This is a genomic window from Streptomyces sp. NPDC041796 (assembly GCF_055590785.1).
The window spans coordinates 333,907-347,813 of the sequence record NZ_JBVJAH010000007.1; the positions used below are offsets into that span (position 1 = coordinate 333,907).

A 13,907-nucleotide genomic window follows, 5' to 3' on the forward strand; every position below is an offset into this window, starting at 1 on the left:
CGTCACCTGCCGGGCGTCGTCGGGGAGGTGGGCGGGGCGGGCTCGGCCGTCGCCGTGCTGGGTACACCCTTGACCGTGCCGTCGGGGCCGAGGAAGGCGGGGCTGCCACCGGGCACCATGCCGAGCTCCCGGGCCCGGCGCTCCAGCGCGTCGGGGGCGGAGCGGTCGTCCACGTCCCGCTGGAGCTCCTGCTCCTCGTCGGTGAGCTCGGTGGTCCGCTTCTTGAGCTCGCTGAGCCGGAAGGACCCCTCGTTGAGGGAGGAGTTGAGCAGCAGGAGGGTGATCAGGCCGCCGCCCAGGAGCAGGACGACCAGCAGGACGAAGGGGGTTCGGGCCGCGGTGCTCGGCCCGGACGGCATGAGCCGCGCGAGCCGCGCCGCCCGCCCCTTCAACGGTCCCGCCTTGGTCACCTGTCCTCCCGGTTCGCCCCGCTGTCGTCCTCGTGCCCCACGTCGCCGCTACCCGCGCTGGCTGCCGGATCCGCCGCTCACAGGTCGTCCTCCCTGATCCGCTCGGCGCCCCGCAGCCTGGCGGGGGCGGCCCGGCGGTTCTCGGCGACCTCTTCCTCCGTGGGCAGCTCGGCGCCGCGCGTCAGCAGCGTGAGCTTCGGCTGGTAGCGCTCCGGCACGACGGGCAGCCCGGGCGGCGCGGTACTGGTGGCGCCGGCCGCGAAGACCTGCTTGACCAGCCGGTCCTCCAGCGAGTGGTACGACAGGACGGCGATCCGGCCGCCGACGGCGAGGGCCTTCACCGCGGCGGGGACGGCCCGCTCCAGCACGGACAGCTCGCCGTTGACCTCGATCCGGAGGGCCTGGAAGGTCCGCTTGGCGGGGTTGCCCCCGGTCCGCTTGGCGGCCTGCGGCAGGGCGTCACGGATCAGTTCGACGAGCCGGGCGCTGTTGGTGAAGGGTTCCTTCTCCCGTTCCCTGACGATCGCCCCCACGATCCGCTTGGCCTGCTTCTCCTCGCCGTACTGGCGCAGGATGCGGACCAGCTCGCCGGGCGGGTAGGTGTTGAGGACCTCCGCGGCGCTGATGCCGGTCGTCTGGTCCATGCGCATGTCGAGCGGGGCGTCCTGGGCGTACGCGAAACCCCGGTCGGCCTCGTCGAGCTGCATGGAGGAGACGCCGAGGTCGAACAGGACGCCCTGGACGCGTGGCACGCCGAGCCGGTCCAGTACGCCGGGCAGCTCGTCGTACACGGCGTGGACGAGGGTGGCGCGGTCGCCGAACCTCGCGAGCCGTTCACCGGAGAGCCGCAGCGCTTCCTTGTCCCGGTCGAGCGCGATCAGCCGGGCCTCGGGGAACCGGGTCAGCAGCGCCTCGCTGTGGCCGCCGAGCCCCAGGGTGCAGTCGACGACCACCGCACCCGGCTGCCCCAGTGCGGGTGCCAGCAGGTCCAGGCACCGCTGGAGCATCACCGGGACGTGTCGGGTCTCGCTCATGCGCGACCCTCGCTGCGCTCGCTCATGCGCCCTCTCAGATTCGGCGCGGCGTCCGTACTGCCGGGTCCCCGCCCGCCCAGGAAGCCGCCGGCGCCGGAAAGGGGCGTCGGCCGACCGGCGAGCGGGAGGAGGCCGAGCCGTACGTACCGCCGCACACGCGGGGGAGAAACTGCGGATTCGCTGGGATTCGCTCAATGTCTCCGTGAACTTCGCGCCACTTTAGTCCACTCCCCCGCCCGGTCAATCAACCGGGCAGCGCGTCGCGCGGGGCGGCCGTGCGAGGGAGCAATCAAGGACGACTCACCCGAATAGTGGCGCGCCACTGACCTCTGTGGGTTACCTCACAACAAGGTGCGTTGATGTTCTTTGTCCCCTCTCACAGCGAGCCGCGGCGGCCGGTGACCATTAACGTCTTAGCCATGTCGACTTCCGCATCCGCGCACCCCTCGCCGACTCCGATACACGACGGCGGTTCGGTCACGGACCGTCTCGTCGAGGCCAACCGTCGCTACGCCGCAGACTTCACCGACCCCGGAATGGACGCCCGCCCCGTGCTGCGGGTCGCCGTCGTCGCGTGTATGGACGCCCGGCTCGACCTGCACGCGGCCCTCGGCCTGCAGCTGGGCGACTGTCACACCATCCGGAACGCGGGCGGGGTCGTCACCGACGACGTGATCCGCTCGCTGACCATCAGCCAGCGCGCGCTCGGCACGCGCGCGGTGGTGCTGGTGCACCACACCGGCTGCGGCCTGGAGTCCCTCACCGAGGACTTCCGGCACGAGCTGGAGCAGGAGGTCGGCCAGCGGCCGGCCTGGGCGGTGGAGTCGTTCCGCGATGTCGACCAGGACGTACGCCAGTCCATGCAGCGGGTGCGCACCTCACCGTTCCTGCCGCACACCGACGACGTCCGGGGCTTCGTCTTCGACGTGAAGACGGGACTCCTGCGCGAGATCGACCCTGCTTCCTGAGATTTCTCGGCATCGAACACCCGCCCGGATCGTGCCATCCCCGACATATCGCATGCGGTTGTCCACAGCCAAGTGACACGTACGGCCAACGGCAACAAGAATGCGGGGGTGGCACCACTCCTGAATGGTTCGGAGACGGTGTCCGTGTTTCAAGGGTGGACCGTGCCGTCAGTCGCGCACGGCCCATGGAACGGGCCGAGGAGGGCCGTGTGACGACCTATGACGATCGAGCGAGCCTCACAGATCTGACCACCACAGCGGAACGGGTCCGCAGGTCGGTGGAGGGTGTGATCGAGGGCAAGCCTGAGGTCGTACGGCTTTCGCTGACCGTGCTGCTCGCCGAGGGACACCTCCTGATCGAGGATGTCCCCGGCGTCGGCAAGACCATGCTGGCAAAAGCGCTGGCACGGTCGATCGACTGCTCCGTGCGGCGTATCCAGTTCACGCCCGACCTGCTGCCGTCGGACATCACCGGTGTCTCGATCTACGACCAGCAGCGGCGCGAGTTCGAGTTCAAGCCCGGTGCGATCTTCGCGCAGATCGTGATCGGTGACGAGATCAACCGCGCCTCGCCCAAGACCCAGTCGGCGCTGCTGGAGTCGATGGAGGAGCGCCAGGTCACCATGGACGGGCAGACCTACGAACTGCCCAGCCCCTTCATGGTGGTGGCCACGCAGAACCCGGTCGAGATGGAGGGCACCTACCCGCTGCCCGAGGCCCAGCGCGACCGTTTCATGGCCCGGGTCTCCATCGGTTACCCGAGCGCCGAGGCCGAACTGCAGATGCTCGACGTGCACGGCGGGGTGTCTCCGCTGGACGACCTCCAGCCGGTGGCGCACGCCCACGACATCGTGAAGCTGATCGACGCGGTGCGCGCGGTCCACGTCTCCGAGGCGGTCCGGCGGTACGCAGTAGAGCTCGTCGCGGCCACCCGTACCCACCCGGACCTCCGGCTCGGTGCCTCGCCGCGCGCCACGCTGCACCTGCTGCGCGCCGCGAAGGCGTCCGCCGCGCTGAGCGGCCGGGAGTACGCGCTGCCGGACGACGTCCAGGCGCTGGCCGTCGCCGTGCTGGCGCACCGGTTGCTGCCCACCGCCCAGGCCCAGCTGAACCGGCGCACCTCGGAGCAGGTCGTGCGGGACATCCTCCAGCGCACGCCCGTGCCGACGGCGGCACCGCCCGCCGCGCCGAACGGCGGCCCGAGGTCCGGCTCCCCGCTGTCCGGCGGCACCCACCTGTCCGGCGGCACTCCCATGTCCGGCGGCCGGATGTCCGGTGGCCAGGTACCGGGCGGTCAGATGTCCGGTGGTCAGATGGGCGGCGGTCGGATGCAGGGCGGTCCGGGTGAGGGCGCCCCGCTGTACGGCCAGCAGCAGCCCGGCGCACGGCGGCTGTGATGGCGGCCGGGGGGCCCACCGCCCGGGAAGAGCACGCGGGCGGGGTGCGGGCCGCCCTCGGCGGGCTGACCACGCGCGGCCGGTCGTTCCTGGCGGCCGGCGTCGCCGCGGCGATCTGCGCGTACGTGCTGGGCCAGGGAGACCTGCTGCGCGTCGGGCTGCTGCTCGCCGTCCTGCCGCTGGTCTGCGTCCTCGTGCTGTACCGCACCCGCTACCAGGTGGCCGGCAGCCGGCGGCTGTCGCCGCAGCGGGTACCGGCCGGGGCCGAGGCGCGCGTGCACCTGCGCATGGAGAACATCTCACGGCTGCCCACGGGGCTGCTGATGCTCCAGGACCACGTGCCGTACGTCCTGGGGCCGCGGCCCCGGTTCGTGCTGGACCGGGTGGAGGCGGGCGGGCGCCGCGAGGTGTCCTACCGGGTCCGCTCGGACCTGCGCGGGCGCTATCCGCTCGGGCCGCTCCAGCTCCGCCTGAGCGACCCGTTCGGCATGTGCGAGCTGACCCGGTCCTTCAGTGCCTACGACATGCTCACGGTCATACCGCGCACCGAGCCGCTGCCGCCGGGACGGCTGCCCGGCGACGCGTCGGGGTACGGCGAGGGGCGGCAGCGCTCGCTGGCGCTGGCCGGCGAGGACGACGTGATCCCACGCGAGTACCGCTACGGCGACGACCTGCGGCGCGTCCACTGGCGGTCCACCGCACGGTACGGCGAGCTGATGGTGCGCCGCGAGGAGCAGCCGCAGCGGGCCAGGTGCACGGTCCTCCTCGACACCCGGGAGGTGGCCTACCAGGGCTCCGGGCCGGACTGCGCCTTCGAGTGGGCGGTGTCCGGCGCGGCCTCCGTGCTGGTGCACATGCTGGAGCAGGGCTTCGCGGTGCGGCTTCTGACCGACGAGGGGAGCCCGCTGCCCGGCGACGGGTCCGACGGGTTCACCGGGTCGGGACAGGACTCCGCCGACGCGGCGGGCCTGATGATGGACACCCTCGCGGTCGTCGACCACTCCGACGGGGCGGGCCTCTCGCGCGCGTACGACCTGCTGCGCGGTGGGAACGAGGGACTGCTGGTCGCCTTCATCGGTGACCTGGACGAGGAGCAGGCGGCGGTGGCCGCCCGGATGCGGCAGCGCAGCGGCGCGGCCGTCGCCTTCGTCCTGGACAGCGGTACGTGGCTGACCGGCGGCGCGGTGGCCGGGGCCGTGGAGGACAGACTGCGGCGGCTGCGCGACGCGGGATGGACCGCGGTGGCCGTTCCGCCGGGCGCGTCGCTCGCCGAGCTGTGGCGGCACGCGGGCCGGGCCGGCGGCGGATCGGATGCGGCGGGCAGCGGTACGAGCGGTATGACTGGGGTATCGGGGGGTTGGTCATGAGCGGTCGCGGGAGGCTGGCGCTGTGCGCCTTCGCCGCCACGCTGATGGCGGCGGGTGCGTTGCTGCCGCTGGTCGATCCGGCCACGTGGATCGTCCAGGCCGCGGTGCTGGTGGCGGTCCAGAGCGGGGCGGGCGCGCTGGTGCGCCGGTGGTCGTCGGCCCGGGCACTGACGGTGTCCGTCCAGGCCCTGGTGGCCCTGGTGGCGCTGACGGTCGTCTTCGCCCGGGACCAGGCGCTCGCCGGGTTCCTTCCCGGTCCGGACGCCGTCCAGCGGTTCGGTCTCCTGCTGACGGAGGGCGCGGACGACGTCGGGCAGTACGCGATCCCGGCGCCCGCGACGGACGGCATCCGGCTGATGCTGGTCGGCGGCGTGCTGATGATCGGGCTGGCGGTCGACGCCCTCGCGGTGACGTTCCGCAGCGCGGCTCCGGCGGGGCTGCCGCTGCTGGCGCTGTACTCGGTCGCCGCCGGGCTGTCGGGCGGCGGCGCGAGCTGGCTGTGGTTCCTGCTGGCCGCCTCCGGCTACCTGGTGCTCCTGCTGGCGGAGGGCCGCGACCGGCTCTCCCAGTGGGGGCGCGTCTTCGGCGGCGCGGCGCAGACCCGGGGCGGCCGGGGCGCGGTGGGGCCGAAGGCGTCGGGCGGAGGGCCGCTCGCCCCGGTGCGCACCGGGCGGCGGATCGGCGTGGTGGCCCTGGGCATCGCGCTGGTCGTGCCCGCCGCGCTGCCGTCGCTCAGCGGCGGGCTGCTGGGCGGCGCGGGCTCCACGGGCGGTGGTGGCGGGGGCACGATCGACGCGGTCAACCCTCTGGTGTCCCTCCAGAACAACCTGAACCAGCCCGAGGACCGCGAGGTGCTGCGGTACAGCACCAACGCGGAGGAGACCTCCGGGCTGTATCTGCGCCTGACGTCGCTCGACGATTTCGACGGTGCGTCCTGGAAGCTCGCCGAGCGCCCGCTCGGCGACGTACCCGAGCGGCTTCCGCAACCGGCCGGGCTGAGCGGGAGCGTCAGCACCTCGGAGATCACGACCACCATCTCCGCGTCCGGCACCTACGAGCAGACGTGGCTGCCGCTGCCCTATCCGGCGACCCAGGTGGAGATCAACGGACGCTGGCGGTACGAGCCGCTCGGACGCACGCTCGTCGGCGACAAGGACCAGACCACCAAGGGCGTGCAGTACTCGGTGAACAGCCTGGTCGTGAACCCGACCCGGCAGCAGCTGGCCAACGCGCCGGCCGCTCCGGAGGCCCTGGCGCGCGACTACACCAAGCTGCCCACGACACTGCCGCCGGACGTGAAGTCGACCGCGCTGCGGGTGACCAAGGACGCGGCGAACGACTACGAGCGGGCCGTCAAACTCCAGGACTGGTTCGCCGTGGAGGGCGGATTCCGCTACGACACCGAGGTCTCGTCGGGTACGGGTCCCACGGCGATCTCACAGTTCCTGCGGGACAAGGAAGGGTTCTGCGTCCACTTCTCCTTCGCGATGGCGGCGATGGCCCGGACGCTGGAGATCCCGGCGCGGGTCGCGGTCGGGTTCACACCGGGTGTCCCCCAGGGCAGCCGCACGATGTCGGTCGGCATCCGTGACGCCCACGCCTGGCCCGAGCTGTACTTCGAGGGCGTGGGGTGGACCCGGTTCGAGCCCACGCCGACGCGCGGCTCGGTGCCCGAGTACACCCGGCCGGAGACGCCGACGGACCGGCCGAGCACTCCGGTGCAGCCCGAGGAGAGCGCAGCCGCGGTGCCGTCCACGCAGCCTTCCGCCCAGGAAAGCTGCCCGCCGCAGGCGCGGCGGCTGGGCGAGTGCGGTGACGAGGAGGAGCCGGGCGCCGTCGCGCCGGCCGACTCGGGCCCGCCGCTGACCACGATCCTGCTGGTCGCCGCGGGGGTCGCGGCGGTGGTGCTGATACCGCTGCTGCCACTGCTGTGGCGCCTGCGGGTACGGGCCCGGCGCCTGGGTTCCGCCGGGCGCGGTGCCGAGGAGGTGGCCGCCCGGACGCTGGCGGCCTGGAAGGAGATCCTCGACACGGCCTGGGACTACGGCATCCTGCCGGACGAGTCGCTGACGCCGCGCAAGACGGCCGTGCGGCTCATCCTGCTGGGCAAGCTGGAGGGCGCACCGGCCGAGGCGGTGCACCGGGTGGCCGGTGCGGTGGAGCAGGTCCTGTACGCCCCGCAGCCGCACCCCGTGGCCGGGCTGGCTGAGGACGCCGCCCGGATCCGTGAGGGTCTGGCCGCGGGGGTCGGTCGCGCCGCCCGGCTGCGCGCGCTGCTGGCTCCGCGCTCGACCGTCCGGGTGGTGTGGGCGCTCTCGGACCGCTGGGCAGCGGTCACGACCCGGTGGGCCGACCGGCGCCGCCGCCTGGTGGCCCACTGGTCCTCCGTCCTCCGCCGCCCCTCGCGCCAGCGCGGCTGACCCACCCCGGGGCGCCCTGGGGCGCCCTTCACGGACGGCCCCGGCTCTCGAGCCGGGGCCTTGTCCGTTCCCCGCGCCCCGACGCCCCGACGGCTCGCAGCCACGGCTCGGCCGCGGGGGCCAGCGGGCGGGGGGCCGGGACGGACGTCGGCTCGGGGGCCGGGACGGACGCGGGCGCGGGGCATGGACGCGGGCGCCGGGACGGACGTGGGCGCCGGGGACCACGGGGGCTGCTTCGGGCCGCGTACGGGTATGGGTGAGGGGCGGCCGCCCGGAAGCGGTCGCCCCTCACCCGTACCTCACGCTGTGGCGCGGCCTCGCGGCCGTGCGTTCAGTGTCCCTGCTCGTCGCGGCGGCGCTGCCACCGCTGCTCGATCCGGTCCATCATCGAGCGGCGCTGCCGGGGGTGCCGGCCGTGGTGGGCCGTGCCTCCTTCGGCCTGCTGCTCACCCGGTTTGGGCGCCTTACGCCATCCGGTGACCGCGAGTACCGCACAGCCGAGCATGACGAGGAATCCCACCACGCTGATCCAGATCTGCTGCGCGACCATTCCGGCCATGAGGAGCGCGATACCCACCAGGAAGCCTGCGACAGCCTGGTAGACCCGTCGCCGGGTGTGTGTACGCAGCCCGCTTCCCTCGAGCGCTGTCGCGAACTTGGGATCTTCGGCGTACAGCGCTCGCTCCATCTGCTCGAGCATTCGCTGCTCGTGCTCCGAGAGCGGCACGGAGTCCTCCTCGTCGTCGGTCGCTGGGGGCGACCGGTATGCGGCCCTTTCAGGATAGGCAGGGATTCGCCCCCGTGAAACCCGCCCTCTGTGCCTTTCACCGATCGGACCGCCATGCCGGTTCGGCTGGTGAGGCGTTGATTCCCCGTCCGCCGATCCGTCATGCCGGATGGTGTCCCTCGATCATACGGGGATCCGGACGCGAGCGGGGGGCCTGTGGCGTACTCCATCTGCGGCTGCGCCGCTGATCAGCCCGCTGGTCGGATCAGCCGCGCTTTTCGCCCAGGACGTGCAGTTGGGTGGCGACCGACCGGAACGCGGGAAGCTCGGCCGCGGCCGCCTCCAACTTGAGGAGCGCCTCCAGGGCACCGGGCTCGGTGTCGACCAGGACTCCGGGGACGAGATCGGCGAAGACCCGCACGCCGTGCACGGCCCCGACCTCCACTCCGGCCGACTCGACGGCCTCGGTCAGCTGCTCGGCCGTGAAGCGCCGCGGTACAGGGTCGCCTTCGCCCCAGCGGCCCGCCGGGTCGGTCAGCGCGCGGCGGGCATCGGTGAAGTGCCCGGCGAGCGCCCTCGCGAGTACGGCACCGCCGAGGCCGGCCGCGAGGAGGCTGAGCGCGCCGGAGGGCCGCAGGGCCTCCACGGCGTTGCGCACTCCTTCGGCGGGGTCGTCCACGTACTCCAGGACGCCGTGGCACAGCACCGCGTCGTAGCCACCGCGCTCGACGACGTCGAACAGGCCGTGGATGTCGCCCTGGACGCCCCGCACCCGGTCGGCGACGCCGGCTTCGGCGGCACGGCGCTCCAGCGCGAAGAGCGCGTTGGGACTCGGGTCGACGACGGTGACCCGGTGACCGAGCCGGGCGACGGGCACGGCGAAGTTTCCGCTGCCGCCGCCGGTGTCGAGGACGTCCAGGCTGTCCTTGCCGGTCGCCTTGACCCGGCGGTCGAGGGCGTCCTCGAGAACGTCCCACACCACGGCGGTACGAAGGGAGGCGCGGGGGCGCTGCGGGTCCGACACGGCAGTTGACTCCTCGGTGACGGTTACGAACGCTTCCCACCCTATGGCCTTACGGGCCGTGCCCGGTCACTCCGTTCGGATGGTCGGCCTCCGCCTTCCGCGGCCTGGATCGTGGCAGCACGGACTGCGGTGTCAACAGCCGCTCCACCAGGCCGAGGAACATGGTCACGTCGCGGATCAGGTCGTCGGCGTCCCGGCTGCCGGCCGCGCCCTCCATGCCCGCTTCCGCGCGCGCCCTGCGGGCGGCCCCGGAGGCGAACAGGGCGCTCCACTCGGTCAGCTCGGGCGCTATCTCCGGGAGCACCTCCCAGGCGCTGCGGATCTGTTGCCGTTTGCGGGGAGTGGTCTCGGGGCGGCCCCGGACGGCGAGCACGGCGGCCGCGGTCCGGAGGGCGGCGAGATGAGCGGTGGCGTACCGCTCGTTGGCGGTTTCGAGGCCGCTCGCTTCCGCCAGGGTCGCGCGGGCCTGGTCGAGCAGGTCGAGGGCAGCGGGTGGCGCCGAGGCGCGACGCACCACGGGGTGGACGTCGTTCGCCGCCGCGTGGGTACCGGCCATGACGAACCTCCTGTCGTCGTGTCACGGCACTGGGGCCGTATGTGCCCATCGTGCAGGCCACCACTGACAGTCCGGCCCGGCCTGCTCTTTTGCCTCGATCGAAGGTTCGGAGTAAGTTTTTGCACTGACCGGTCAGTTCAAAGAAATGGGGGGTTCGTGGAATCCGAGAACGACCGCCGGGCAGGCGGTGCCGCCGTGGTCGCGAAGGGGTTCGGGCTGAAGGGCCCCCGGGGCTGGGCCTTCCGCGGTGTGACGGTGGACGTCGCGCCCGGCGCACTGGTGACGATCGAGGGCCCGTCCGGGTCCGGCCGCACCTGCCTGCTGCTGGCCCTCACCGGGCGGATGCGCGCGACCGAGGGGCACGCGGAGGTCGGTGGGCTGGCCCTGCCGCGCAAGATGGCCGCCGTACGACGGATCAGCGCGCTCGGCCCGGTGCCCGGCGTCAGCGACCTCGACCCGGCGCTGACCGTCGCCGAGCACCTGCGCGAGCGCGCCCTGCTCCAGCGCCGGTTCGACGGCTCGCCGCTCGCCCTGCTGCGCCCGCGCGCCGAACGCGCCGCCGCCTCCCGGGCGCGCATCCAGGCAGCGCTGGAGACCGCGGGCCTGGACCTGGACGCCCTGCCCAAGGGGGAGCGCACCTCCGTGCGGGACCTGGAGCGGCTGGAGGCCCTGCGCCTGTCGATCGCCCTGGCGCTGATCGGTGAGCCGCGGCTGCTGGCGGTCGACGACACGGACCTCAAGCTCTCCGGCGCCGACCGCGCCGAGGCCTGGTCGCTGCTGCGGTCCATCTCCGACGGCGGGACGACCGTCCTCGCGGTGTGCAGCGAGGCACCCGGTGGCACGACCGCCATCCGCACGGACGGCACGACCGGAACGGACGATACGACCGGAACGGACGGCACCGACGCGAGCCGGCCCGGCGGGGCCGAGACCGAGCCCGCCGAGACCACGACCGACGAGGCCGCGACCGAGCCGGAAACCAGTCCGGACGCAAACGAGCCGGACCGGAACGAGCTTGACGAAGACGAGCCGGACGAAGACGAGCCGGACGAAACCAAGACCGACAGCAAGACCGACACCGACAGCAAGACCGACACCGAGACCGAGAAGGGGGCAGCCGATGCGCTCACCGAAACTGGCCGCGCTTGAGCTGAAGCGGTTCGGCAGGGGGAAGCTGCCGCGCGCGGCACTCGTGGCGATCCTGCTGCTGCCGCTGCTGTACGGCGCCCTGTACCTGTGGTCCTTCTGGGACCCGTACGGCAAGCTCGAGAAGCTCCCGGTCGCGCTCGTCAATGAGGACAAGGGCGCGACCGCCGACGGCAAGAAGATCACCGCGGGTGACGACATCACCAAGAACCTGCGGGAGAGCAAGGTCTTCGAGTGGCACGAGGTGAGCGACGCGGAGGCCCGCAAGGGCGTCGAGAACGGTACGTACTACCTGTCGCTGACCATGCCCGGCGACTTCAGTGAGCGCATCGCGTCCAGCTCCGGCGACGCGCCCGAGACCGGTGCCCTTCAGGTGCGCACCAACGACGCCAACAACTACATCGTGGGGCAGATCTCGCGGACCGTTTTCGCCGAGGTCCGCACCGCCGCCTCGACGAAGTCGTCCCGGTCGTTCCTCGACAGGATCTTCATCAAGTTCTCCGACCTCCACGACGCCACCGAGAAGGCGGCCAAGGGGGCCGACGAGCTCAAGAGCGGTGCCGCGAAGGCAAAGAAGGGCTCCAAGGACCTCTCCGACGGTCTCACCGACGCCAAGAAGGGCAGCGGCGAGCTGGCCGGCGGGCTGAAGAAGCTGGACACGGGCGCGGCCGACCTGGAGACGGGCGCCCGGCAGGTCGCCGACGGCACGCAGGTGCTCGCCGACAAGGTCAACGCCGTGGCCGCCGACGTACGTCCGTACCTCAAGGACAACGGCAAGAAGATCGGCGACTCCGCCCGGCTGGTGTCGGACTTCTCCCAGGGCATGCGCAACAGCCTGGACCTCATCGTGAAGAGCGGGCCCACGCTCCGGACGGGCGCGCACGTGGCCGCCGACGAGCTGGCCGCCATCCACAAGGAGGAGTGCGAGGACAAGCCCCTGCCCGACACCAAGCTGTGCCCCAAGGTGGAGCGGGCGAAGGTGGCGTCCGCCGACGTGGCGAAGATCGCCGACGACCTCGCCGTACTGGCCGAGGACAGCAACGGCGACCTGAAGAAGCTGGACGCGCAGCTGAAGGACCTCCAGACCAAGGCGGACGCCCTCGCCAAGCGGGCGCCGAACCTCGACTCGGACCTCGCTTACGCCGTGGGCAAGATCAACGAACTGAACACCGGCGCCCACAAGGTCGCCACCGGCGCCGACACCCTGCACACCGGTCTGACCACCGCCAAGTCGGGCTCCAGTGAACTCGACAGCGGCGTCGGCCGACTCAAGAAGGGCGCCGGCGAGCTCGACAGCGGCATGTACAAGCTGGCCGACGGCTCCACCGAGCTGGCCACCGGCCTCAACGACGGTGTCGAGAAGATCCCCGACTACGACAAGGACGCACGCGACCGCCGCACCGAGGCGATGGCCGACCCGGTCAAGCTCGCCTCCCAGTCGCTGCACAAGGCGCCCAACTACGGCACCGGGTTCGCCCCGTACTTCATCCCGCTCTCCCTCTGGGTGGGCGCCATGGTGGCGTACATGCTGATCCAGCCGCTCAACCGCCGTGCTCTCGCCTCCGGTGCCTCCGCGTGGCGCATCGCGCTGGCCGGCTGGCTGCCGGTGGCCACGATCGGCGTGCTCCAGGTGGCCGCCCTGATGTCCGTCCTGCACTGGGCACCGGGTCTGGGCCTGGAAATGGCGCGCCCCGCCGGGACGGTGGCGTTCCTGTTGCTGGTCACCTGCTGCTTCGCGGCGATCATCCAGTGGCTCAACGCCCGCTTCGGCGCCGCCGGACGGATCCTCGTCCTGGCGCTGCTGATGCTCCAGCTGACCTCGGCCGGCGGCACCTACCCCGTTCAGACCAGCCCCGGCTTCTTCAACGCGATCCACCCCTTCCTGCCGATGACGTACGTCGTCGAGGCACTGCGCCGGCTCATCACGGGCGGCGGCCTCGAACCGGTCTGGACGGGCTGTGCCGTCCTCGCGGCCTTCACCCTCGGCGCGCTCGCCCTGACGGCCGTCTCCGCGCGCCGCAAGCAGGTGTGGACCCTGGATCGCCTGCACCCGGAGCTGAGCCTGTGAGAATCGACGCCATGGACACCCAGAGCAGCAGACGGCAGGCCACCCGCACCAAGCTCTACGAGGCCGCTGTGACCCTCATCGCCGAGCAGGGCTTCTCGGCGACGACAGTGGACGAGATCGCCGAGCGCGCCGGGGTGGCCAAGGGCACCGTCTACTACAACTTCAAGAGCAAGACCGAGCTCTTCGAGGAGCTGCTGCGGCACGGGGTCGGGCTGCTCACCGAGTCCCTGCGGACCGCGGCCGACGAGACGGCCGCGGGGGGCGGGACACGGGTCGAGGCGCTGGACGCGATGATCCGCGCGGGGCTGGTGTTCATCGACCGCTACCCGGCCTTCACCCAGCTGTACGTGGCCGAGCTGTGGCGCACCAATCGCGCCTGGCAGTCGACGCTCCTGGTGGTGCGTCAGGAGGCCGTCGCCGTCGTGGAGACGGTGCTGAGGGAGGGTGTCGCGGGCGGTGAGCTCAGCGACGAGATCGACATCCCGCTGACGGCGGCCGCGCTGGTGGGAATGGTGCTGGTGGCGGCGCTGGACTGGCAGGCGTTCCAGCGTGAGCGTTCGATCGACGACGTCCACGCCGCTCTCTCCCGGCTGCTGCACGGGCGCGTCAGCGGCCGCTAGGCGCGGACGGCAGGACGGCGGAACGGCGTGACGGCGGGGCAGGTGGCTCCGTACGGGTACGAAGAAGCCGGTCCGGGGGGGGGCGAGCCCCCCCGGACCCCTTCGAACAGGAGTCCTCCCTCCGTTTCCCCCCCTCGCTCCTCTTTTGCCACCCCTTCCTGCGGAGCGCT

At 72.3% G+C, this 13,907-nt stretch carries 12 protein-coding genes; 7 read left to right on the plus strand and 5 right to left on the minus strand.

The features are described 5' to 3' along the window. Positions 1 to 2: 2 nt before the first annotated feature. Both ftsL and rsmH read right to left on the minus strand, forming a co-directional pair. Positions 3 to 410, minus strand: a complete 408-nt coding sequence (ftsL, locus tag ACZ6C1_RS17045; protein WP_469241750.1) for a cell division protein FtsL — start codon at positions 408 to 410, stop codon at positions 3 to 5. A gap of 77 nt (positions 411 to 487) precedes the next feature. Continuing rightward, the gene (gene rsmH, locus ACZ6C1_RS17050; RefSeq protein WP_469241751.1) at positions 488 to 1,444 is read right to left on the minus strand and encodes a 16S rRNA (cytosine(1402)-N(4))-methyltransferase RsmH; all 957 of its coding nucleotides are present in this window, start codon (positions 1,442 to 1,444) and stop codon (positions 488 to 490) included. Positions 1,445 to 1,800: 356 nt separating this feature from the next. Here rsmH and ACZ6C1_RS17055 point away from each other — a divergent pair, with 356 nt between their 5' ends. The 4 genes from ACZ6C1_RS17055 to ACZ6C1_RS17070 all read left to right on the plus strand — a co-directional run bounded on the left by ACZ6C1_RS17055 (position 1,801) and on the right by ACZ6C1_RS17070 (position 7,596). Further along, positions 1,801 to 2,412, plus strand: coding sequence for a beta-class carbonic anhydrase (locus ACZ6C1_RS17055; protein ID WP_469241752.1), 612 nt, complete (start codon positions 1,801 to 1,803; stop codon positions 2,410 to 2,412). A gap of 209 nt (positions 2,413 to 2,621) precedes the next feature. Beyond that, the gene (locus ACZ6C1_RS17060; protein WP_469241753.1) at positions 2,622 to 3,809 is read left to right on the plus strand and encodes an AAA family ATPase; all 1,188 of its coding nucleotides are present in this window, start codon (positions 2,622 to 2,624) and stop codon (positions 3,807 to 3,809) included. Continuing rightward, positions 3,809 to 5,176: a DUF58 domain-containing protein gene (locus ACZ6C1_RS17065; protein ID WP_469241754.1), complete on the plus strand. Its 1,368-nt coding sequence runs from the start codon at positions 3,809 to 3,811 to the stop codon at positions 5,174 to 5,176. Before ACZ6C1_RS17060 ends, ACZ6C1_RS17065 begins: the two co-directional genes overlap by 1 nt. After that, positions 5,173 to 7,596 carry a transglutaminase TgpA family protein gene (locus ACZ6C1_RS17070; RefSeq protein ID WP_469241755.1) on the plus strand — a complete coding sequence of 808 codons (2,424 nt, stop codon included), beginning with the start codon at positions 5,173 to 5,175 and terminating at the stop codon, positions 7,594 to 7,596. Before ACZ6C1_RS17065 ends, ACZ6C1_RS17070 begins: the two co-directional genes overlap by 4 nt. A 331-nt stretch (positions 7,597 to 7,927) precedes the next feature. On the opposite strand, the gene ACZ6C1_RS17075 is transcribed toward ACZ6C1_RS17070, so the two are convergent. The 3 genes from ACZ6C1_RS17075 to ACZ6C1_RS17085 form a co-directional block, all read right to left on the minus strand. Further along, on the minus strand, positions 7,928 to 8,323 hold the full coding sequence (locus ACZ6C1_RS17075; protein ID WP_469241756.1) for a DUF3040 domain-containing protein: 396 nt from the start codon (positions 8,321 to 8,323) through the stop codon (positions 7,928 to 7,930). Positions 8,324 to 8,588: 265 nt separating this feature from the next. Then, positions 8,589 to 9,347 carry a methyltransferase gene (locus ACZ6C1_RS17080; RefSeq protein ID WP_469241757.1) on the minus strand — a complete coding sequence of 253 codons (759 nt, stop codon included), beginning with the start codon at positions 9,345 to 9,347 and terminating at the stop codon, positions 8,589 to 8,591. Between the two features lie 49 nt (positions 9,348 to 9,396). After that, positions 9,397 to 9,903, minus strand: a complete 507-nt coding sequence (locus ACZ6C1_RS17085) for an SAV_6107 family HEPN domain-containing protein (RefSeq protein WP_469241758.1) — start codon at positions 9,901 to 9,903, stop codon at positions 9,397 to 9,399. 156 nt (positions 9,904 to 10,059) lie between these two features. Between ACZ6C1_RS17085 and ACZ6C1_RS17090 the strand changes: the two genes are divergently transcribed. Genes ACZ6C1_RS17090 through ACZ6C1_RS17100 form a run of 3 tightly spaced genes read left to right on the plus strand, consistent with a single transcriptional unit; the run spans position 10,060 to position 13,737 of the window. Continuing rightward, positions 10,060 to 11,052, plus strand: coding sequence for an ATP-binding cassette domain-containing protein (locus ACZ6C1_RS17090; protein ID WP_469241759.1), 993 nt, complete (start codon positions 10,060 to 10,062; stop codon positions 11,050 to 11,052). Then, positions 11,024 to 13,117: a YhgE/Pip family protein gene (locus tag ACZ6C1_RS17095; protein WP_469241760.1), complete on the plus strand. Its 2,094-nt coding sequence runs from the start codon at positions 11,024 to 11,026 to the stop codon at positions 13,115 to 13,117. Before ACZ6C1_RS17090 ends, ACZ6C1_RS17095 begins: the two co-directional genes overlap by 29 nt. An 11-nt stretch (positions 13,118 to 13,128) precedes the next feature. Beyond that, positions 13,129 to 13,737, plus strand: a complete 609-nt coding sequence (locus tag ACZ6C1_RS17100) for a TetR/AcrR family transcriptional regulator (protein ID WP_469241761.1) — start codon at positions 13,129 to 13,131, stop codon at positions 13,735 to 13,737. Positions 13,738 to 13,907 lie beyond the last annotated feature (170 nt).